The sequence below is a fragment of the Nodularia harveyana UHCC-0300 genome (assembly GCF_034931085.1).
Taxonomy (GTDB): domain Bacteria; phylum Cyanobacteriota; class Cyanobacteriia; order Cyanobacteriales; family Nostocaceae; genus Nodularia; species Nodularia harveyana.
In genome coordinates this window covers 56,983-78,232 of the sequence record NZ_JAYGHG010000002.1, presented here as the reverse complement: position 1 = coordinate 78,232, position 21,250 = coordinate 56,983, and the positions used below count along the sequence as shown (strand labels likewise).

General features: G+C 42.4%; 21 protein-coding genes and 1 tRNA gene. 12 read left to right on the top strand and 10 right to left on the bottom strand.

Annotated elements, in window-relative coordinates; all coding sequences use genetic code 11:
* Positions 1-11: 11 nt before the first annotated feature.
* Complete coding sequence (locus VB620_RS01885) at positions 12-1,001, bottom strand: cytochrome c oxidase subunit II (protein ID WP_323194435.1); 990 nt, start codon at positions 999-1,001, stop codon at positions 12-14.
* A 404-nt stretch (positions 1,002-1,405) separates the two neighbouring features.
* Here VB620_RS01885 and VB620_RS01880 point away from each other — a divergent pair, with 404 nt between their 5' ends.
* Positions 1,406-2,377, top strand: coding sequence for a COX15/CtaA family protein (locus VB620_RS01880; protein WP_323194434.1), 972 nt, complete (start codon positions 1,406-1,408; stop codon positions 2,375-2,377).
* Positions 2,378-2,693: 316 nt separating this feature from the next.
* Positions 2,694-3,647: a heme o synthase gene (locus VB620_RS01875; protein WP_323194433.1), complete on the top strand. Its 954-nt coding sequence runs from the start codon at positions 2,694-2,696 to the stop codon at positions 3,645-3,647.
* A gap of 97 nt (positions 3,648-3,744) precedes the next feature.
* Here VB620_RS01875 and VB620_RS01870 read toward each other — a convergent pair whose 3' ends face one another.
* Together VB620_RS01870 and VB620_RS01865 are read right to left on the bottom strand one after the other, a co-directional pair.
* A complete protein-coding gene (locus VB620_RS01870; protein ID WP_407674176.1) occupies positions 3,745-4,518 on the bottom strand; it encodes a CPBP family intramembrane glutamic endopeptidase in 774 nt (257 codons plus the stop codon).
* Positions 4,519-4,781: 263 nt separating this feature from the next.
* On the bottom strand, positions 4,782-5,213 hold the full coding sequence (locus VB620_RS01865; RefSeq protein ID WP_323194432.1) for an AbrB family transcriptional regulator: 432 nt from the start codon (positions 5,211-5,213) through the stop codon (positions 4,782-4,784).
* 1,384 nt (positions 5,214-6,597) lie between these two features.
* On the opposite strand from VB620_RS01865, the gene VB620_RS01860 reads away from it, so the two are divergent.
* Positions 6,598-7,602: a succinate dehydrogenase/fumarate reductase iron-sulfur subunit gene (locus VB620_RS01860; RefSeq protein WP_323194431.1), complete on the top strand. Its 1,005-nt coding sequence runs from the start codon at positions 6,598-6,600 to the stop codon at positions 7,600-7,602.
* Between the two features lie 18 nt (positions 7,603-7,620).
* On the opposite strand, the gene VB620_RS01855 is transcribed toward VB620_RS01860, so the two are convergent.
* From VB620_RS01855 to psbX, 4 genes are all read right to left on the bottom strand, one after another.
* Positions 7,621-8,151, bottom strand: a complete 531-nt coding sequence (locus VB620_RS01855; protein WP_323194430.1) for a TolB family protein — start codon at positions 8,149-8,151, stop codon at positions 7,621-7,623.
* Positions 8,152-8,192: 41 nt separating this feature from the next.
* Complete coding sequence (locus VB620_RS01850) at positions 8,193-8,744, bottom strand: TolB family protein (protein ID WP_323194429.1); 552 nt, start codon at positions 8,742-8,744, stop codon at positions 8,193-8,195.
* Positions 8,745-8,791: 47 nt separating this feature from the next.
* Entirely contained in the window at positions 8,792-9,700 is a 909-nt protein-coding gene (locus tag VB620_RS01845; protein ID WP_323194428.1) for a Ycf66 family protein, read from the bottom strand.
* 273 nt (positions 9,701-9,973) lie between these two features.
* On the bottom strand, positions 9,974-10,093 hold the full coding sequence (gene psbX, locus VB620_RS01840) for a photosystem II reaction center X protein (RefSeq protein ID WP_323194427.1): 120 nt from the start codon (positions 10,091-10,093) through the stop codon (positions 9,974-9,976).
* Between the two features lie 206 nt (positions 10,094-10,299).
* Between psbX and VB620_RS01835 the strand changes: the two genes are divergently transcribed.
* On the top strand, positions 10,300-10,590 hold the full coding sequence (locus tag VB620_RS01835; RefSeq protein ID WP_323194426.1) for a YggT family protein: 291 nt from the start codon (positions 10,300-10,302) through the stop codon (positions 10,588-10,590).
* Positions 10,591-10,650: 60 nt separating this feature from the next.
* Here VB620_RS01835 and accC read toward each other — a convergent pair whose 3' ends face one another.
* On the bottom strand, positions 10,651-11,994 hold the full coding sequence (accC, locus tag VB620_RS01830; protein ID WP_323194425.1) for an acetyl-CoA carboxylase biotin carboxylase subunit: 1,344 nt from the start codon (positions 11,992-11,994) through the stop codon (positions 10,651-10,653).
* Between the two features lie 391 nt (positions 11,995-12,385).
* On the opposite strand from accC, the gene VB620_RS01825 reads away from it, so the two are divergent.
* From VB620_RS01825 to VB620_RS01805, 5 genes are all read left to right on the top strand, one after another.
* A tRNA-Leu gene (locus tag VB620_RS01825) sits at positions 12,386-12,466 on the top strand.
* Between the two features lie 120 nt (positions 12,467-12,586).
* A complete protein-coding gene (locus tag VB620_RS01820; protein WP_323194424.1) occupies positions 12,587-13,222 on the top strand; it encodes a chorismate lyase in 636 nt (211 codons plus the stop codon).
* Between the two features lie 308 nt (positions 13,223-13,530).
* Positions 13,531-15,318: a DUF3352 domain-containing protein gene (locus tag VB620_RS01815; RefSeq protein ID WP_323194423.1), complete on the top strand. Its 1,788-nt coding sequence runs from the start codon at positions 13,531-13,533 to the stop codon at positions 15,316-15,318.
* Between the two features lie 85 nt (positions 15,319-15,403).
* On the top strand, positions 15,404-16,471 hold the full coding sequence (gene ccsB, locus VB620_RS01810) for a c-type cytochrome biogenesis protein CcsB (protein ID WP_323194422.1): 1,068 nt from the start codon (positions 15,404-15,406) through the stop codon (positions 16,469-16,471).
* A 74-nt stretch (positions 16,472-16,545) separates the two neighbouring features.
* Complete coding sequence (locus tag VB620_RS01805; RefSeq protein ID WP_323194421.1) at positions 16,546-16,854, top strand: KGK domain-containing protein; 309 nt, start codon at positions 16,546-16,548, stop codon at positions 16,852-16,854.
* Between the two features lie 81 nt (positions 16,855-16,935).
* Here the strand turns inward: VB620_RS01805 and VB620_RS01800 are convergent, their stop codons facing one another.
* Both VB620_RS01800 and VB620_RS01795 read right to left on the bottom strand, forming a co-directional pair.
* Entirely contained in the window at positions 16,936-17,835 is a 900-nt protein-coding gene (locus VB620_RS01800) for a hypothetical protein (protein ID WP_323194420.1), read from the bottom strand.
* Positions 17,836-17,918: 83 nt separating this feature from the next.
* On the bottom strand, positions 17,919-18,836 hold the full coding sequence (locus VB620_RS01795; protein ID WP_323194419.1) for a LysR family transcriptional regulator: 918 nt from the start codon (positions 18,834-18,836) through the stop codon (positions 17,919-17,921).
* Positions 18,837-18,921: 85 nt separating this feature from the next.
* Between VB620_RS01795 and VB620_RS01790 the strand changes: the two genes are divergently transcribed.
* The 3 genes from VB620_RS01790 to VB620_RS01780 are packed head-to-tail and all read left to right on the top strand — an operon-like array spanning position 18,922 to position 21,175.
* Positions 18,922-19,668 carry an SDR family oxidoreductase gene (locus VB620_RS01790; protein ID WP_323194418.1) on the top strand — a complete coding sequence of 249 codons (747 nt, stop codon included), beginning with the start codon at positions 18,922-18,924 and terminating at the stop codon, positions 19,666-19,668.
* Positions 19,669-19,674: 6 nt separating this feature from the next.
* Positions 19,675-20,586, top strand: coding sequence for an SMP-30/gluconolactonase/LRE family protein (locus VB620_RS01785; RefSeq protein ID WP_323194417.1), 912 nt, complete (start codon positions 19,675-19,677; stop codon positions 20,584-20,586).
* A 28-nt stretch (positions 20,587-20,614) separates the two neighbouring features.
* A complete protein-coding gene (locus tag VB620_RS01780) occupies positions 20,615-21,175 on the top strand; it encodes an antibiotic biosynthesis monooxygenase (protein ID WP_323194416.1) in 561 nt (186 codons plus the stop codon).
* Positions 21,176-21,250: the final 75 nt, after the last annotated feature.

Genomic DNA, 21,250 nt, shown 5'->3' with positions numbered 1-21,250 from the left:
GTTATCAGTTATCAGTTAACAGTTATCAACTGATGATGACCAGTGTGGACTTGATGGACTTGATTGATTATTTCTGTATGTATTCCCATGTCCTTAGTGTAAGGAGTGAGAAATTCATCTGGGGATAAATCTCTGGAATTAACAGCAACAGCTTGATTTAAAGTGTCATTGCTAGCAACTAATTGTTCTTGCATCCAAGCATCATAAGCTTCTTGGCTTTCTACTACTACTTGGCTTTTCATCACACCGTGGTAAGGGCCACAAAGTTCGGCACAAATCAGGTCATAACTACCAATTAATCTGGGTGTGAACCGAATCTCGCTTTGTCTACCGGGGATAGCATCTTGTTTCAAGCGGAACTCTGGAACCCAGAAAGCATGGATGACATCATTAGCTGTCATATTGATTTGGACTTCCCGACCGACTGGAACGTGTAACTCACCTGTGGTTATGCCTGTATCAGGATAAGTAAAAATCCACGCATATTGTAGACCAGTGATATTAACTCGGAGTTCTGGCGGTAGATCCTCTCTTTCAGGAGTAGCCCCAATTCCGGGAGGAGTATCGCTTAAAGTGGCCGCGATCGCACTCCCTGGCATTGTCATAGCTTCCTGAGTTATCGGAGCTTCATGGACTGAATGAGGATCAAAGCCACCGATATCGTTGTAGACCTCAAAACTATAAACAGATATACCGAGAACGATAATGGCTGGGATTGCCGTCCAGAGGATTTCTAAAGGTACGTTGCCCTCAATTGCTGGCCCGTCTTCATGATCACCTGCCCGGCGACGATATTTAATTGCTGAGTAAATCAAAATACCTTCGACAAGTAAGAATATACCTGTGGAAACGATCATCATCGTGTTAAACAAACCATCCACTAACAAAGCTTCGTCTGTGGCGGCTGTTGGTAACAGACCGTGATTTTGACCGTACCAAAGGCTTACTAGCGTTAGTACGACACCAATTATTAATGTCCAGATGGAACTTGGAATCTTCACGGTTTACTTAAATGAATTTACTACGTTATCTCTATGCTACTCACTTACTAAGGTAGTACAGGCAATAATATTTGGATTCTCATGGTTTTAAGATTTTATTAATTTTTCTAGTTAATTTGCTGATTCTGGGTACAAGAGATTTATTAGATACTGCCAAAATTAGATGTAACTCAGTAAAAATCCGTGGGAAAATTTCACAAAGAATTTAGATCAATTATTAACAGGTTAAAAAATACCTAAAGCTCCGGCTAAAAGTAGCGAAAGTGATCCAAAGTATAAGTGCAAGATAAGTGCAAGCTAATCTTTTCAACTCTGGCTCATACGTTAGGGTGTAGATGGGTCAGTACTAAAAAATTGAAAATTTTAAGAGAGCTACCACTAAGAGCGGGCGGAAGGTATTCTTGATGAATGAATTTGTCCTAGAACAACAAAATGAAGCGGCAGCCGAGCAGCGAAAGCCCAAGGAAGTGATTCGTCGCTTGGTGTGGAAAATGTGCATAGCCACCCTAATTTTGATGGCCATAGGCAGTGCTACCCGTGTGATGAATGCTGGACTGGCTTGCCCCGACTGGCCATTATGCTATGGGGAACTAGTTCCAACAAAACAAATGAATCTTCAAGTTTTCTTGGAGTGGTTTCACCGATTGGATGCCGGATTAATTGGTTTAAGCGCGATCGCCCTAGCTGGTTTATCCTGGTGGCATCGCCGTTTTTTACCAACTTGGCTGCCCTGGGCATCGACATTTGCCCTGTTTTTAATAGTCTTCCAAGGTATTTTAGGAGGACTCACCGTCACTCAACTGTTGCGGTTTGATATTGTTACCGCCCATTTGGGAACGGCGCTATTGTTTTTCACTACCTTACTCACTGTCGGTCTCGCCCTCACCCCCTATCAAGGAACTGGAACTGTCGGTAAGTTACCTTGGTTGGGTTTAAGTGCCGTTATTTTTGTTTACTTGCAAAGTATACTAGGCGCTTTGGTGGGATCTCGCTGGGCATTACACCAATGCTTTGGCGACTCTCAGCTGTGTAATGTGATGTATAGCCATATTTTTGGCTTGCTACCGCCAACAGTGGCTACTTTGTCCGTAGTATTTATCTCCTGGCGAACACCGGCACTCCATCCAGCTTTGCGACGACTGGCAAATCTGGCTGGTGGGTTGTTGATGTTACAAATACTTTTGGGAGTTGCCACTTTCCGATTACATCTCCAAGTCGAGCTACTGACGGTTTCTCACCAAACTATTGGGGCTGTTTTGCTGGGTAGTTTAGTAGCTTTTACAGTTCTAGCAGTGCGCGACTGGAGTACAAGCCGTGAAATCAACGCTTACCCTGTTGGTTCGACCCGGACAACAGCAGATGGATCGAATGCATAAATTAATTCCAGTTCGTTTGCTGATTCCTGTGATGATTGATGACTAATAGCTCATTAATCATTTAGTGATCAAAAGGATTTGAGATCACATCTAGAACCCGTAAAACCATAAAAACTAAAACTGCTTGCACTCCCACAAACATTTTCAATTTTCTGAGACAGTCTGAGCGTAGGGAAAATGGGGGAGCCGGGAAAATCATTCCCCATCCTCCTTATCTTCTTCATATTCCCTCAGCCTCAGTCAATATTTTTAATGTCAACTCCGTAGGAGTAGGAGCTGCATCAAAGTTGTTGAAAAATAAGGAACAAGAGCCAACATGATTGAGACTAATGTCTCTCGCCACCACCAAACATTTCTGCAAGTTATCCAAAGCTACTACCAACTAACAAAGCCCCGGATTATTCCGTTGCTGTTGATTACTACGGCTGGAAGTATGTGGATTGCTGCTGCGGGACAAGTAGATCCATTGTTGCTGCTAGTAACTCTTACTGGTGGTACTTTGGCTGCTGCTAGCGCTCAGACAATTAATTGTATCTATGACCGGGACATTGATTATGATATGGAACGGACGCGCCATCGTCCTCTTCCTTCTGGTAAGGTGCAGCCTCGTGATGCGCTAATCTTTGCGATCGCCCTGGCGGTGATGTCTTTCACGCTACTAGCAGTATTCGCAAATTTACTGGCTGCTGGTCTAGCTTTTTCTGGCATTGTCTTTTATGTCTTAATCTACACCCACTGGCTCAAACGCCACAGCACTCAAAATATCGTGATTGGCGGGGCGGCTGGTGCAATTCCTGCCTTGGTGGGTTGGGCTGCGGTCACGGGTACTTTAAGCTGGTCTGCATGGTTAATTTTTGCCATAGTTTTCCTCTGGACACCTCCCCACTTCTGGGCGCTAGCGCTGATGATTCGGGATGATTACGCTAAAGTTGGTATCCCCATGTTGCCTGTGATTGAGGGGAATATGGTAACTGTTAAACAGATTTGGTACTACACAATCACCACAGTGGTAGCCACTCTGTTACTAGTTTATCCCTTGCACGCCAGTGGATTTGTCTATGGGGCGATCGCAGTGACTCTGGGAGGATTATTTATCCACAAATCTTGGCGTTTATTACAAAATCCCGACGAGCGGACTGTAGCTAGAGAGTTGTTTCTTTATTCCATCTCTTACATGATGCTGTTGTGTTTGGGTATGGTGATCGATAGCCTCCCTATTACCCATAGTCTCATCAGTACGGTAATGAGCCAGCTACATTTCATTAGTTAATTAGTGGGGTGCGATCAGCCCTTTCCCATAACCCAAAATTTTCGGGTGGGTTGGCGACATCGTAACCCACCTTCGTCTATTCTGCTGGAATATGGTTTTAATATGCCGATAATAACCAGAGAATTAACCCAGTACCCAACACACAAATAATTCCCGTCGCCCCAGCTAGGGGTTTTTTGTTTTTACCAGTCCACCATTCCCCAGCTTTACCAGTATAGGTAATTAGTTCGGCAGTATCTACAGTGGCGATCGCCCAAACTAATGCTGCGTGTAATCCCCAAGCCATACCCAAACTACCGCCATCAACAATCCTCGCCAACACCAACATCATTCCCATCAGCCATAATCCAGGAATTTGCGGTTGAGTTTCCCTTTGCTCCCAGACTAAATGCAAAAGGGCAAAAATTAAACTAGAAATTGCACCAGCTACCCATACTGAGTAATCACGCTCTAACTCAGTTAACAAAAAACCACGAAAAACTAACTCTTCTATCCCCCCAACTAACAACGCTATCAATAAAATAGATGGCAAAATAGATGGTATCAACTTAATATTTGATTTTTCCAAATAGCACCAGCCTAGCCAGAATTGACAAGTAAACATGATTGCGAGGCTGATGACTCCCAACCCAAAACCTAGCGCCAGGGAACTGAGTAGAGAAACATTCGCCACTAACCCGTAATCTGAAAAGGATTTATGCAATAGCCAAATAACACCCCAGAGAACCAGGGGAGCTAAAAGGTAAAGTGGCACTAATAAAGGTAATTTTTGTTCTGGCTGTAAAGGTTTATTCGGTTCCCATTTAAGTGTAATTGCTACTATTGCTGCTATTGGGAACCAGCATCCTATCCAGCTGATAAAAAATGTCATCACTACAACCAGCACTGATGCATCTTCTATAAATGCTCGGAGATTATTGGCTATGTTTATGAAAATAGACACAAAAAAACACGATAGACTGCTTGCTTATTTATCAAGACTCTACTAAAGTCTGTGATTTCTGCAAGGGGTCTAATCGTATTTTCACAATCTTATAAAATTTCAGCCAATATAATTAGCAGTTAGCTGTAGTCATAGGAATCAGTTATCCAGCCTTCACCTTCAACTTATTCATAGCATCAGCAAACTTACTCTTACTCATCCGAATCTTCATCTGACTCTGAAGAGTCTATATCTTCTGAGGTGGCTTTTTTATCAGTTTCACCAAGTTGAATCAAGTGAATATGCTTATATCCCAGTCTAATTTCAAACTCATCTCCCGGCTTTAAGTTCATTGCCTTAGTGTAAGTAGCACCAATCACAATTTGACCGTTTTGATGAACGCTAACACGATATGTCGGTTCACGACCACGGCCATCTTTGGGTGCTTCAGGACTAAGAGGAATTCCTCTAGCCGATAGCAAAGCGTCATAAAAATCTGTGAGATTGACGCGAACTTGATTATTCTTAGTAACGGTGTAATAGCCGCACTGCTTGGCTCTTTCTCGGCGGGGTAAAGTAGATAGTTCTTTTACCTTAGCAAGCAATGCTTTTCCAGTTAATGGTGCGGTTGCAGTTTCAGTCATTACGCTCAAATTTTCCTTACTCTCTCCAAACTGATAAACGAAATTGTTTCATGCCAGTATTTGACTACTCATGACTGTAGGGTGAGGAATTTATTCCTCTTTATAGGTTGAGCTATCAGTGCCTATATTAGGGTTACCCACAACAGTTTAGAGGTCATGGTGTCCACAAATATTAATTTTGGTGATCTTACAGCACTTTTCACAATAATTCGCCATCGGAAACCAATTGATTTTCTCTTTTGGCGCTACTGTAGTGGTGTAATTTTCAGCCCCCTTCACAAGTCGTTTGAATGCTACTACAAATAAGTCGTAGACCCAATAAATTGCAGGCTTTCAACTTTCAGTGCTGGCCTTTATTGCCCTTGAGTTGTTAGGTTTTCCCTACTCTGACTCTCCAGCCCAGGACAGCATAGTATTTGAATAGGCTCTTACGGACATACACCTTTGTCCTACCTGTAGAGACATAAATATTTTGGTCTCTACATTACGAATTAACAAATCAGGATTAGACGTGCTGATGCAGCTATTGGTACTGGATTTGTTGCTTCATAATTTTATATTAAATACTAGCATGAACTAATAATAGCAAAATAATTGTTTAGTTTTAAAATTAAATTACTAGGAGACTTTAATCTCAAAATCTAACCTTGGGGTGGCAAAAAGGGCTGAGGATTTTTCTTCCGCTTTATTACCCTAGTGAGTATTGCAGCATGGCTTTTATAAAAATTAATCTAAATTTAGACGAACAGTTTTGACAAGTGAGTTAAATGCCAGACTTCCTTGATTTGGTAAAAACAAAACGAAGAGAGGATATTCTCTTGGTTTATTCTCACCAAAAACAAAGCAGACAGAAATTATATACGTCTGTCTTGGGGAAGAATAAATTTCCCCATATTTTTCAAATGATTGATTGTCAGCAGATGTTTATCCACAATTTTAGTAGTTCCATACCCACAAAAACTGCCCTTTTCAACTAGAATAGGGACTTTTACAACCAATGCCTCCCATTAGTCCTAGCATCAAGATATATTGAGAAACATCATGGCATTTAGTTGGGATATCTTGACTATGCAGAAAATCAACTTATGTTTTCGCCTGCACAACCTATTTGCCCTTGTGCCGCCAAACAAGTAAGTTAAATGCTTCCCTCACTACCCTATTTCCCTGTGATTTTAGAGCTTGAGAAGAATCTCACTTGTCAAACTTCTGCAAATTAAATTTTAATGGTTATCCTTAAACTAGAATCAGTTACGCTTTAATGAGCAGCTTATTAACAGTTGGCTGGCAATAGGGGAACAGAGTGTAGCTCAATTTGTCCAACCACCAGCCTTGACTCATGATTTCTGCGGCTAGTAATCTAATTTTAAGATTTTGGTTAGTGATAATGGAAGTTCTATTTAAAATCATTCGGCAGCCACAAAATTCTTCTCCTGTGGTACAAAGTTACCTTTTAGAGGTAGATTCTGGCAATACAATCTTAGATTGCCTCAATAAAATTAAGTGGGAACAAGATGGAACACTAGCTTTTCGCAAAAATTGCCGCAATACCATTTGTGGTAGCTGTGCTATGCGAATTAATGGCCGATCCGCTCTCGCTTGCAAGGAAAATGTTGGGAGTGAATTGGCTCGATTCCCAGAAATATCTGGTGAGGAGAATAACGCCAACAAGATTCGGGAAATTACGGTAGCTCCTTTAGGTAATATGCCCGTGATTAAAGATTTGGTGGTGGAAATGAGTAGTTTCTGGAATCATTTAGATGCAGTAGCTCCTTATGTTAGTACAGCAGCAAGAAAAGTTCCAGAAAGGGAATTTTTACAAACACCTCTGGAGCGATCGCGTTTGGATCAGACTGGCAATTGTATCATGTGTGGTGCTTGTTACTCTGAATGTAATGCGCGGGAAGTGAATCCAGATTTTGTTGGTCCTCATGCTTTGGCTAAAGCCTATCGTATGGTCGCCGACTCTCGTGATAGTGACACTGAAAATCGCCTCGAAAGTTATAACGAAGGAACTCAAGGAGTTTGGGGTTGTACTCGTTGTTTTTACTGTGATTCAGTTTGTCCAATGGAAGTATCGCCATTAGAGCAAATCACTAAAATTAAACAGGAAATTCTGCAACGGAAAGAAGCTCAAGACAGTCGTTCTATTCGTCACCGTAAAGTATTAGTAGATTTGGTGAAAGCAGGTGGTTGGATAGATGAACGTCAATTTGGGATTCAAGTTGTTGGTAACTACTTTCAAGACTTAAAAGGATTACTTAGCCTTGCACCTCTGGGTTTGCGGATGATAGTTCGGGGTAAATTTCCACTTCACTTTGAACCTTCCCAAGGTACTCAAGAAGTGCGATCGCTCATCGAATCTGTGCAAGAAGTAGAGAGTGGGAAGTAGGAGGAAGAATCAGAACCTTTAACGAGGATCTTGAAATATATTTAACCTTTGTCCCGATTGTTCATAAACTAAAACATCCCATTGCCCATTGTTACTATACTCAAACGCAATCCTACGACCATCAGCACTAATAGTAGGGTTGCGGACTTCTGCTTGCAAATTATTCGTTAAATTTCTGGATTGTCGCGTTTCTCGGTCATAAAGAAAAATGCTAGATCGCCCCTGACGACTCGCAGCAAAAACAATGTAGCGACCATTTTCAGCCACACTAGGAGCAGAGGCGATGGTATCTAAGGAATTTAAACCCGGTAAATTGACCAAAGATCGGGTGATTGTATCAAACATATATACATCTTGACTCCCCCGGCGATCGCTCGTAAACACAAGATATCTCCCCGCAAATTGGGGATTTAGTTCCGAGGCTGGGCTATTAAGACCTCGACCACCAGGATCAAAAGGATAATTCATCAGGCGAGGATAGCCAACACAGCCACCCAATAACCCCAAGCTCCCAACAAATATAGGTATAAAAATAGTTTTATGATTCATTAGCCATGAGTCAATGGTCAAAACTCATACCATTTATTCAATTAGTTTACACTCGCACCACTAGGAATATCTAACTCAATATTCGGTCCCCGGTCTAAAACTTCAACATCCCACTGACCACGCCTAGCACTTTCAAACACAATATAACGTCCATCTAGACTAATACCAGGATTTCTCACCCAACCGCGATAAGTAGGAGTAACAATTTGTGACTTTTGCGTAGCTCGATCATACATTGCCACCACAGGTCTACCTTGATCACTGGTCAGATAAGCAATATAACGTCCGGTATAACTCAAACTCGGACTTTCAGTAATTGTCTGTGGTCTATTTAAACCTGGTGTATTAACCAACCGTTGTTCTTGCAAATCATAAACCAAGAGTTGGTGACTACCATTCCGATTAGATATAAACGCCAAAAAGCGCCCATTTCCACTTAAAGCTGGTTGCTCCTCAGTGTAACGACTATTGAGAGAAGTAGAGCCTATAGGTATATTGTTAGCACTGCAAGATAACAATAAACTACTAAAGCTAAAAACCAGGCTCCAATAAATTGGTTTTTGGAGCCAAAATCTAGGCGTAAGTCTTTTCACCTCAATTGTTTTCCATCGCCTCCAGACCTAATATTTGCCCAAAATAGCTAAATAATATCATCATCAAAGTCAGTTGAATTATCTGGCTCCTCATTGGGTTTTTCCATCGGGTTATATGGTACATATTCAGTTGGTATAGCATCATCATCCTCACGGGGTCTCCGCGAACTCGACTCAGCCGGTGGGCGACGCTTTCTAGTTCTGGGCGGAATATCCTGGTCAGAAGTTTCTGGACGCGGTGGTCTATTACTACCACGACGAGAAGATTTTCTCACCTCCCCTCCTGGACTTTCCCAATCATCAACTGGCTTAGTAGAATTACTCCAATCTTCTTGCTCAAAACTGTCAGAACTGCGACTTACACGACGGGCAGAACTAGGACGACGCTTTCTCTCTCCAGTTTCTGGTTTTTCCCTAATGCTCCGGCGTTCTGTACGGCGTGGTGGTTGCTCCTCATAGTAGTCATCACGAGGAGAACGAGTATCCCTGCTACCCCGAATCCGAGGACGTACAGGGGGTTCTTCTTCTTCATAAGGCAGTGGTTCAAATTCATCCTCCACCTCAGCATCATATCCTCTGCGATTGTAAGAATAGTTTCTGCTAACTTCTCGCTCATCATCCACAATAGGAGTGTTACGTTTAGCTTGTTGAGTAGCTATACCCCGCAAACGAATACTTTCAACCGCAAAAAACACAGTTGAACCCACTAACAGCAACTGTCCAAATTGCAAAATTGGGTCTAAACGCCATCCTTGGAAAATCAGAATAAAGCCGCACACCAAGCCCACAGCTGCAAAAAAGATATCTTGATCTCTTGACAATTCTGGACGCACAGTGCGGAGAAAATACAGTGCTGCCCCAGACACAGCCAGGAAAATTCCTAGAATACTGGCTGAGTTCGTCCCAAAATTGACTTGAGCCAGAACGGTGGCTGAGTTCAGCCCAAAATAGATCATTGTTGTTTTCCAAATGTCAAGTCTATATTAGCGAGTCACAATTAAAATCACTACTCTAATCAGGCACAATATACACAATATATCTAAGCTTCAAAGCCTCTGGCAAACAGAGCGCTTGAAGTTGTTCACCGCCAGATCAAAAAGCCGATGTCTGTCAGCTAAGTATACCTTGTCCTCAGTGAGAGGACTGGATGCTTTTAGTGCAATTCGGTAAGGGGATATAACTGACAGACAATCGGTGGAAAATGAGAGTCAAAGCGACTCTCCCCAGCATTATGAGCGCTGGATTTTATCTTTTTGGCTAATGAAAATCAGCCCAACTGTAGTGGGGACTACTACAATCAAACCACCCCAAAGCAGACTCCAAAGAAAATTTGCTAATGAAGGCGTCATAGTTTTAAACCTTTTTTTTACACACTTCATCATAATTCTAATATGCTGTCTCACCAAAAAAAATGCTGAGTGCTGAGACATGAGCTATTGCTGCTGTACAAAAAACTGTCCTTGGTTAAAATTAAAGAAAGAATACTTAACAAAGCTGCCAATTTGCTGGCTGTAGCCTAAATTCTTTCTAAGTTCACAAATAGTAGCTCAAACCGATGACTGGTGTTAACCTGAGTATTTGGATTCTCAGCCCTGTGTTGGGACTGATGATATTTTTGTTTATTTTCCGCATCATTCTCACTTGGTATCCACAAGTAGACCTCAATCGTTTGCCCTTTAACCTAATAGCTTGGCCTACTGAACCCTTTTTAGTGCCATTGCGAAAGCTAGTACAACCCATAGGTGGGGTAGATATTACCCCGATTCTTTGGGTAGGAATTTTCAGCCTGATTCGGGAAATTCTCCTCGGTCAGCAAGGATTACTCACTATGATGACTCGTTTTTAGGGAGGAAGAGGCAGGGGGGAAGAGGTGGCTTTATCTCCCACATTTCCCAGTCCCCAGTCCCTAAAGTTTCATCTCCTGGACAAAATTAGTGTAGACATTACCTTGCAAGAATTGTGGATGTTCCATAATCTTTTGATGAAATCCAATAGTAGTCGGAAGTCCGGTAATGGCACACTCTCGCAAGGCGCGTTTCATACGGTTAATTGCAGTGGCGCGGTCTGGTCCCCAAACAATTAATTTACCAATGAGGGAATCATAATAAGGGGGGATTTGGTAATCGGTGTAAACATGGGAATCAATGCGGACACCGGGACCACCAGGGGGAAGATAACCACTAATCCGCCCTGGTGCGGGACGAAAATCATGGTCTGGGTCTTCGGCGTTAATTCGGCATTCGATCGCATGACCCCTTAAGATTACTTGGTCTTGGGTAATCTTCAATCTTTCACCTTGGGCAATACGGATTTGCTCGGCAACTAAATCTACTCCTGTAACCATTTCTGTGACAGGATGCTCAACTTGAATCCGGGTGTTCATTTCCATAAAGTAGAACTTACCAGACCGATCTAGAAGAAACTCCACTGTTCCCGCCCCAGTAAAGTTGATAAACTGGGCTGCTCTGACCGCAGCCTGTCCCATTTTTTCTCGAAGTTCTGGGTCAAGTGCTGGACTAGGAGCTTCTTCTAGTAACTTTTGATTGCGGCGCTGAATTGAGCAATCCCGTTCACCCAAATGAATAACGTTACCGTAATTGTCTGCCAAAATTTGAAATTCAATGTGGCGGGGACGTTCAATAAATTTTTCGACATAAACGCCAGAATTACCAAAGGCGGCTCCGGCTTCTCCTTGGGCTGCTAGGAAAAGCTTGACAAATTCACTTTCAGAACGAACTAAACGCATTCCTCGGCCACCGCCACCAGCAGTAGCTTTAATCATTACCGGATAATCCATACCCTTGGCAATTAGCAATCCTTCTTGCTCAGATTCGACTAGCCCATCACTACCTGGTACGGTTGGTACTAGGGCTTTTTGCATGGTTTCTTTGGCTGTGGATTTATCTCCCATGAGCCTGATGGCTTCGGGAGTGGGGCCAATAAAGGCAATATGATGGTCTGCACAAATTTCGGCAAATCTGGCGTTTTCTGCTAAAAATCCATAGCCAGGATGGATGGCGGTAGCATTACGTGTGAGGGCGGCAGAAATAATGTTGGGAATATTCAAATAACTTTTAGCGCTAGCAGGTTCACCAATGCAAACTGCCTCGTCAGCAAGTTGGACGTGGAGAGCATTCCGGTCAACGGTGGAGTGAACCGCAACTGTGGCGATGCCCATTTCTTCACAGGCTCGGAGAATGCGAAGGGCGATTTCTCCCCGATTAGCAATTAATATTTTGTCAAACTTCATTTTTTAGCTTCGATATCAGTACCAGTAGATGGTTATTGTCTCCCATCCCATGTGCCACAATGCTTTTGCTTTATCTCAAATTATGACAGGAGTTTTTCTCGCCGTATCCTGAGCAAAGTTGAGAGAGGATTTGGCTTCCTGTCTCTACGGGGCTTAACTAGATTAACAATATTGCATTTGTTAGTCTGGAGTTGCTTTCCTTAACTAGTTTTTTGTGAGGGTAGTTGGCATCTTATCCTGTAGAGCTACTAAATTTTTGTCCGTTATATATCCTCCTTCCTGAAATTGGTGTCTACTTCCACTTAATTTATTGGTAAGTTTTACTAAATTTAAGTATTTTCTGCTTATATTTTTTGTTTGTGTGCTATGCTTTAATTTCTGGATAACCAGCGCGGATGTGGCGGAATTGGTATACGCGCACGCTTGAGGTGCGTGTGGCTTTGCCTTGCGAGTTCGAGTCTCGCCATCCGCATTTTCTAGCTGAAAGGGACGTTGCGATCGCAGCGTCTTTTGACGTTTTTAGGGATCAACTTGCTACAGGAAGCAAAATTTTTGTGCTTTCATAGAAGTAGGTTAACTTTTGTGAAGAACATTGACTGCAATTTTTACAGGTCAAAATAACTCAACGTTGCCAACAGCATGGCATAGGCTGACTCCAATTTGGCAAGGGGGAGAGGCGGTTATTCAAAAAGGCTTGCCGCACTCACAGTTAGCACCTGCATGGCAATTATTACTTTTAGGTGACGGCTCTCCCACAAGGCATTTACAATTACTTACTGGCGAACCCACAGAAGTAGATGTGATTGATATGTCTTTGATTGGCATGAACTCAGATGAAGCGCCAGAACTGATTCAAGCTGTACCAGGGCCACGACTGCGGCGACAGGTATGGTTACGCACGGCTTCCGGTCAGCGATTAGGCTATGCCACTTCATGGTGGGAAGCTAGTCATGTAGATGAATTTTTGCAAAATCGTTCACTACCAATTTGGGCAAGTTTAGCACGTATTCGTACAGAGTTATATCGGGATATTCAAGGCATATACTACGGTGATTCGGCGGCGTTAGAGTCGGGTTTTGAGGTATCTGGACCTTTTTGGGGTCGTCATTACTTGTTTTGGCATCACGGACAGCCCCTGACTTTAATATACGAAGTATTTTCGCCTTATCTAACCAAATACTTGGGTCCGACAAAAGTGAATTGGGCTAATGAGTCTAGTAGGGGTTAAATACAGCATGAATTTAGAGTGCCGTCTAGGATACATCTTGCAGGTTTTGGAAGTTAGTTATACCCTCAAAGTGCTGGGAGTGATGGATGTATCTTTGCGGAGTTAAGTAGAACAGTGTAAATAATTAAAGGTTTGTAGTCAGGACTTTAGTCCTCAGATAAGGGCTGAAGCCCTTACTACACAATAAATTACTACCAATTTTACATTGCTTAATATAGTTGGATTTATTCCCACCTACCTACTTAATCCAGAGAAAAGGTATCCCAGAAAACTTGTCTGCTCAATTCAAGGCTAAGGTATAGGTTTCGATGGCTCTGCCTATTGTGTCTGTGATTAAAAACAAGAAAATTCAGAAACCATCTCTGCTGCTGACACTACTGACTGCTGGATTATTAATTGGTGCGGGGAGTGCAGCATACTGGTTTTTAACCCAGAAGCAAATATCTTCTAGAGGCTTACCTGTAGGTGTAAATATTATTCCTCAAGATGCCTTGTTTACGGTTTCTTTAACTACTGATGCTCAACAATGGCAGAAATTGCAGGAGTTGGGAACAACAGAAACCCAAGCAAAAATTAATCAAAATTTAGTCCAGCTGCGCGATCGCTTTCTGACTAATAATGGTTATGACTTTCAGAAAGATATCGCTCCTTGGGTAGGAAACCAAGTTACCTTAGCAATTTTGTCTCCACCGACAATCCCACCTGCACTCAAACCAGTGGAAAATAATGGAGATGCGGGTAGCGCTCAACAGTCGATGCTTATATTACCTGTGAACAACCTCGAAGCAGCAAAAAGCATTTTGACAGCACCTAAAACCCTAAAACAAGGTAAATGGACTGAGCGCACCTATCAGGGAATTACCATTAGACAAAGTGATAATCAATCAGGGGAAAAGCTTTCAGCCACATTACTAGATGAAAAGTTTCTCGTAATTACTGATAGTCCCCAAGCTACGGAACGAGTAATTGATACATATAAAGGTCAAGCATCCCTAGCAACAGTCGGTGGTTTTAGGGATAACTTTGCCAAAATTTCTAATTATCGCCCCTTTGCTCAGTTTTATGTGAATGTGCCAATGGCTGCCAAAATAGCTGCGGCGGCTCCCAATCGTCCTTTACCGGCTCAGGTTTTAGCTCAATTGCAAAATAACCAAGGTTTAGCAGCATCTATGACTGTGGAACCGGAAGGAATCCGCTTTAAGGGCATTTCATGGCTAAATCCCCAAAGTCAGCGCGTATTGAAGGTGGAAAACAAGGCTGGGAAGATGCAAAATCGTGTACCAGCCGAAACCTTAATGATGCTGTCTGGGGGTAACTTAAAGAGGTTTTGGGAAGATTATGTTTTAACATCACAAAAAAATCCCCTGTCGCCCATATCACCGGAACAGCTGCGGAGTGGTGTGAAGTCACTGACTGACTTGGATTTAGATCAAGATTTTCTGAGTTGGATGCAAGGTGAGTTTTCGGTGGCGGTGATTCCCAATAGCTCAAGTGATGGTGCTTCCCAGGATTTCCGCGCAGGTTTATTATTCATGGCACAAGCAAAAGATGCTGCTAATGGCGAAAGCCTACGGGAGTCTGCGGAAGCATCTTTGAAAAAGCTGGATGAGGTGATGAAAAGCCAGTATCAGTTCCAAATTCAACCGATTACAGTTAATGGTAAACCGGTTGTAAATTGGATTACTCCGTTTAATACTTTAACTGCTAGCCGTGGCTGGTTAGATGATGATATTGCTTTTTTAGTGGTGGGCGCTCCCATTACAGATAAAATCCTGCCAAAGCCCGATAGTAACCTAGCCAGTACTTCGCCATTTCAAAATACGGTTCCCAGGGAACTGAATCCTATCAATGGGCAGTTTTTTGTGGATATGGAAATGGCTGTTAAAAACTTTACTCTCAATAATTTATTTCCTGAACAACAAATTTTTCTAGATGCAACTCGCTCAATTGGGGTGACATCTGCTGTCAGCGATAACCGCAGCACTCGATACGATATTTTTATAGTTATGAAAAAAGGTGAGAGTTCAGCAGTTGCACCTAGTTCTGGAGATGAAGGTGGGGCGAGAGGATCTGAAAAGAAAGTGCTGAGTGACTGAAAACCATGTCCAATGAGTCTCTAAACGGATAGGATCAGAAGAGTAAGAATGGCTATTTGCAGGAATTAACTAGGGAGAACACTTTATGAATCTGGTTGCACTCCAGAACTGGTTGGACAATGCCACGTTTGCTGTATTATTTTTCACCATGCTGGTGTATTGGGTAGGAGCCGCTTTTCCTAGTATGCCGATACTTGCTACTTTGGGAACTGCGGGGATGGCGATCGCTAATTTGTCTATTGCTACCTTATTAGGGGCGCGATGGATAGAAGCTGGCTATTTTCCTCTGAGTAATCTCTATGAATCGCTGTTTTTCTTGGTTTGGGGAATTACCGCCGTTCATCTGTTTGCGGAGAATACCAGCCGTAGCCGCTTAGTGGGAGTTGTCACAGCACCTGTAGCAATGGGAATTACTGCTTTTGCGGCTCTGACTCTACCATCAGAAATGCAATCAGCAGAACCTTTAGTGCCAGCGCTGAAGTCTAACTGGCTAATGATGCACGTGAGTGTGATGATGTTGAGTTATGCGGCGTTGATGGTGGGATCACTATTAGCGATCGCATTTTTAATTGTGACTCGCGGTAAAAACATCCAACTTCAAGGCAGTTCTGTCGGTAATGGCGGCTATCGCTTGCACAAAGCAGGTGAATTAATTTCTCCCCCAGCAATAACCCCAGTAGAAAACAATGGCTTTTCCACTTTAGAAAGTAATAGCAATGGTAAGGGTAACACTGCTGTTTTAAATTTAGTTACAGCTACTGATTTGACTTCTGTAGTCACTACCAAAGAACTACTTGCTTCCGGGGTCAGCGCTACACTAACACCACAGCGCCTGAGCCTAGCTGAAACTTTAGACAATATCAGTTATCGCGTCATTGGACTGGGATTCCCCCTAATTACCATTGGTATTATTGCTGGTGCGGTTTGGGCTAACGAAGCCTGGGGTTCTTACTGGAGTTGGGACCCCAAAGAAACTTGGGCGTTAATTACTTGGTTAGTTTTTGCCGCCTATCTCCACGCCAGAATTACTCGCGGTTGGCAAGGTCGTCGCCCAGCTATTTTAGCCGCCAGTGGCTTTGTGGTCGTTTGGATTTGCTATCTGGGTGTGAATCTTTTAGGTAAAGGTTTGCATTCCTACGGTTGGTTTTTTTAAGCACCTCAGCTTTCACCCCTCCCCAGTCAGGAGGGGATAACATAGGAATTATTAGTTGAGTTACAAAAATATATATGGGAAATAAATTTGAGCATCTCAATCATAATGAGGTGGTGTCTGTAAAACCAGAAACTTTTCATAATTTAGATGTTTCTCGAACTTTTAAAGTCAGTGATTTATTAATAGCTATTATGGAATGTGTGGAAGCCGATAACACCAATGAAGCACCTTTATATAGTAAGGGTTTAAATTGTGAAGTGTTGAAATTAGGCGCTATGAAATGGCAAACGGGAAGAATTAGAATCTCTTTAGAATTTTGTCCCGATGAACCAGAATCACCACTAGCCGATATGCGTGAACAACTTAAACAAGTTGAAAACTAGTTTCCTAATCCAGAACAAGACCTCTCATTCAAGCGGAGATTGTTGAAGCACCGAATCGCGTAAAATGAGGTCATGAGGGGTTCAACACATTTCTGGTGATAGCCACAAAGCGACATTACGCACATAAGTTTTAATATCTTCTAAAGCCCGTGGTTCTGTTTTCATCCCATCTCCTGGTGGTTCATCCACAAATGTGGGACAGCCTTTGTTAATGTCCCAGTTGTAATCTACGAAGTGATGGAAACTGGAGTTAGCTACTACACGCCCCAGCCTATTACCCTCTGCATCTGTATAGTGGTCGAGTGCTACAACTAGATTAAAGTCCCGACCTGTAGCCAAACTTTTTCCTAGTGCAATTACTCGCGCATTTAGTTTGTCTGGATACACTCCAATACCACCCTCATGGGGATGTGTTGGAAAAAATTCGATGCTTCCAGAAGGGGAATGGGGATTTTTCAATAATTCGTGAATTGGTTCTACCAGGGTAATTTTTTGATAATCACCGTTAGCACCAGAATAGTAATTAGGCCAAGAAATATAAGTTGTATGGGGATCATCCCGACTCCAGCGAGAACTATCAGGATCGGGATTTTTGCTATTGAAATAATGAATATCGCCAATGTCAACTAAACCACACATTGAACACCCCATATCCTGATGATCCCGTGTGGTGAGAATTCCACTTCCACGTTGATGAAAGGCATTAATACCAGCAATATCTTTTTCTGTTAACCCATTCCCAGTATCTAAGGCAAATAGCCAAAGTTGATCAAAGTTTGATTCCCCTAGTGTACTCAAAATCGGGTCGTTACCCTCTGCATCTGCGTAGCGATCGCGTGCTTTGACTTCAAACAATGGATGTCCCGCTTCATCTTTAATAGATTCCAAATAATCCTTTAACAGCGAGAACCGGAAAATGCTCCAGTCATCTTCAGTTGTAGGAATAGTAGTTTGCAAAAGAATGCGAATTGGTTTTTTCATGGGTTCCGCAACTTGATTTTTGAGCCATTGTCATGCATTTAAGCAGATTTAGGGAACTTCCGGTCAATTTATTCACCTTTGCCTTAAATTCCCTCACAAACGTTTTTCAGCATCTGTCGTAACCAAATATTTGCCTGATCCTGATCTGTAAGTTTGCTCCAAAGCATAGAAATCATCCAGGGTTCAGTTTTGACAGGAATTTCAAAAATTTCTAATGTCCCTCGATATGCAAAGGATTCCACCAATCGTGATGGAACAGCACTCACCAAGTCACTGGATGAAATGATTTCTGGTAACACTAGTAAATGAGGAGTTGTCAAAGCAACTCGACGCTGGAGATTATATTTAGCAAGCACCTGATCGATTTCACCAATTTCATCTCGCCTGATAGTGAAAAGAGCATGAAGCAGATCAGCGAAGGTTTCCGGTGTAATGGCATCCTGGGTAATCATGGGATGTCCACGTCTACAGATACCGACAAAGTGTTCGGGAAATAATGGCATCTGCATTGTTTGTCTGGGTGGATTTTGGAAAACACCCAAGGCTATATCAATCTCTCGTTGTTCTAATAGTTCTCCCACACAGTCTTTAGCAAAACCAATCAATCGAAAATCAATATTTGGTGCAGTACGTCGGCAAAGTTCCAACAGCTTGGGCATGACAACGTAGCTGGTGTAATCTGAACTAGCAATAGTGAAGGTATTTTTAGCAATAGTTGGGTCAAATATTTTACTAACTGCTAATATCTGGCGAATTTGTTCTAGGGCGGTTCTGATATCAGGGGCAATTTCCAGCGCCTTGGCTGTGGGCTGCATTTCTCTACCAATACGGAGAAATAACTCATCTTGGAATAGCATACGTAATCTTGCTAGGGATGCACTCATGGCTGGTTGTCCTAGATACATTTTTTGGGCTGCGGCTGTCACGCTCCTTTCTTCAAACAGCGCTTCAAAGGCGACCAGGAGGTTCAGATCAATGGCAGATAAATCTATTAATCCCATCGATTAAGTATATTGTTTTAATCAATTTGATTAATTTAATTCAACTCAGTAAAGTGAACTTAAAAGTTGTTTAAAAATTAACAAAATGACAGTTCAAAAAAAGATTGCTATAGTTACAGGCAGTAATCGCGGGCTAGGATCGGCAATTTCGCGGAAATTATCCCAAATTGGCATTCAGGTAGTTCTCACGAGTCGTAATAAAACAGATGGTTTGGCTACTAAGGAGCAGTTATTGAGTGAAGGGCTGGATGTAGATTATCACCAACTGGATGTGACTAATGACAGCAGTGTGCAGGATTTTACAGACTGGTTGCGTGAAACCTATGGGAAATTAGATATTTTAGTCAACAATGCAGGCATAAATCCCACCACTAAGCCGGAAGAATCGAGCTTATTAACTGTTCAACTGGACACGATGCGCTCTACATTTGACACCAATATTTTGGCGTTACTGAGAATTTCTCAAGCCTTAATTCCGTTGATGAAGGTTCACAACTACGGTCGCATTGTCAATATTTCCACCGAAATGGCATCTCTTAACTCAATTTCGGGTGACTACTATCCTTTAGCTCCTTCTTATCGACTTTCTAAACTAGGGGTGAATGGACTAACTGTGCTTTTAGGTAAGGAACTTTTAGGTAGTAATATTCTTGTTAATGCCTATTCTCCAGGTTGGATGAAAACCGATATGGGAGGTGAAAATGCACCGTTTACGGCAGAAGAAGGAGCCGAAACCGCAGTCTATCTGGCAACACTTCCAGATGGGGGCGCGCAAGGACAATTTTTTGCAGAAATGCGGAAGTTTGGTGGACCAATTCAATTACAGTGGTAGATAAATATGGAAAATTCAGGATTACCCCCGATTTACGCGGATAAAACCGTGGATTTGGTACCAGCTAAAATTATTACTTCGTTTCCAGTTAATACTTTTCTCGAAAATTTAGCGATCGCTTCTGATGGCACAATATTTGTGACAAATCATGAAATTGGCCAGATTGTTCGCATTACTCCAGATGGTAATCAGCAGATTCACGCCAGTGTCTCAGGTAAAGTTAGTGGTTTGGCTTTTACTAGCAATGGCGGTTTGCTGGCGACTGGATGGAATGCTGATTCTCTACCAGTGATTTCGCTAATTACCGCAGATGGCACGGTAGAAACCTTGTTGACAATACCAGATGCCATATTTTTCAATGGTATTACCCCACTTTCCGGGACTCAGTATCTTACGGCTGATTCCTATCGGGGGGCAGTTTGGTTAATTGATACCGCCCAACGCCAGGCTTCAATTTGGTTAGAACATCCTTTGCTGGCTCGTAGCAGTCCAGAGAATGTGATTCCGGCTGCTAATGGTTTGAAGCGTTTTGGTAACTTCCTTTACGTTTCAAATACAGAAAAAATGTTGCTGTTACGCATTCCCCTTGTTGGAGATGCACCCGGTGAGCCGGAAATCTTGGTTGAGCAAACTAATATTGATGATTTTGCCTTTGATGTGGAAGGGAACCTTTACGGAGCAACACACATTTATAACAGTGTCGTGAAGATTACACCAGAGGGGATAACAACCATTATTGCTCAAGCCGAACAGGGTGTAATTGGCAGTACCGCAGTTGCTTTTGGTCAAACAGCAGGCGATCGCACTGCGATCTATGTTGTGATGAATGGGGGAATGTTTTTACCGCCGTCTACAGGGGTAGTTCCTGCCAATGTTGTCCGACTTGAAGTCGGAAAAACCGGATATCCTTTAGCTTAAGGCGAAAAATTACATTTGCTTGAGAGAGATGGAACAAGAAAATCACATTGTCACCGTAGTCATTTCACAAGTTGTCAAACCAGGACGCGACAGCGCTTATGAGGCTTGGTTAAAAAATATCACCAGTGTTGCTGAGACATATGCTGGCCACTTAGGTACAAATGTGATTCGTCCACACCCAGGCGTGCGTCCAGAATATGTAGTTATTTTTCGGTTTGACGGCTATGAAAATTTGAAGCTATGGATGACATCAGGCGATCGCCAATATTGGCTGACTCAAGTTCAAGAGTTAGTTGAATCTGACCCTCATATTCAGCAAATTAATGGATTATCAGCTTGGTTTTCTCTTCCCGGTCAACCACTCAAAACTCCACCTCGATATAAAACAGCCTTGTTAACTTGGGTAGCCGTATCTGTATTGATTAATGTGCTGAATAGACTTTTAACACCCATGCTTCGCAACTTACCTCCTGTGATAATTTCATTGATTATTTCCGCAATCATGGTGGGATTGTTAACTTATGTTGTCATGCCTTGGGTGAGTCGTCTATTTAGTTCTTGGCTATATGGGAAATCAAGAGGAGTTTAAAAAAATTATGACTGGGCATCTTGAAGGAATATGGATAAAATGTAAGCACTAAATAATTAGGGTGAGTTAGGCTGA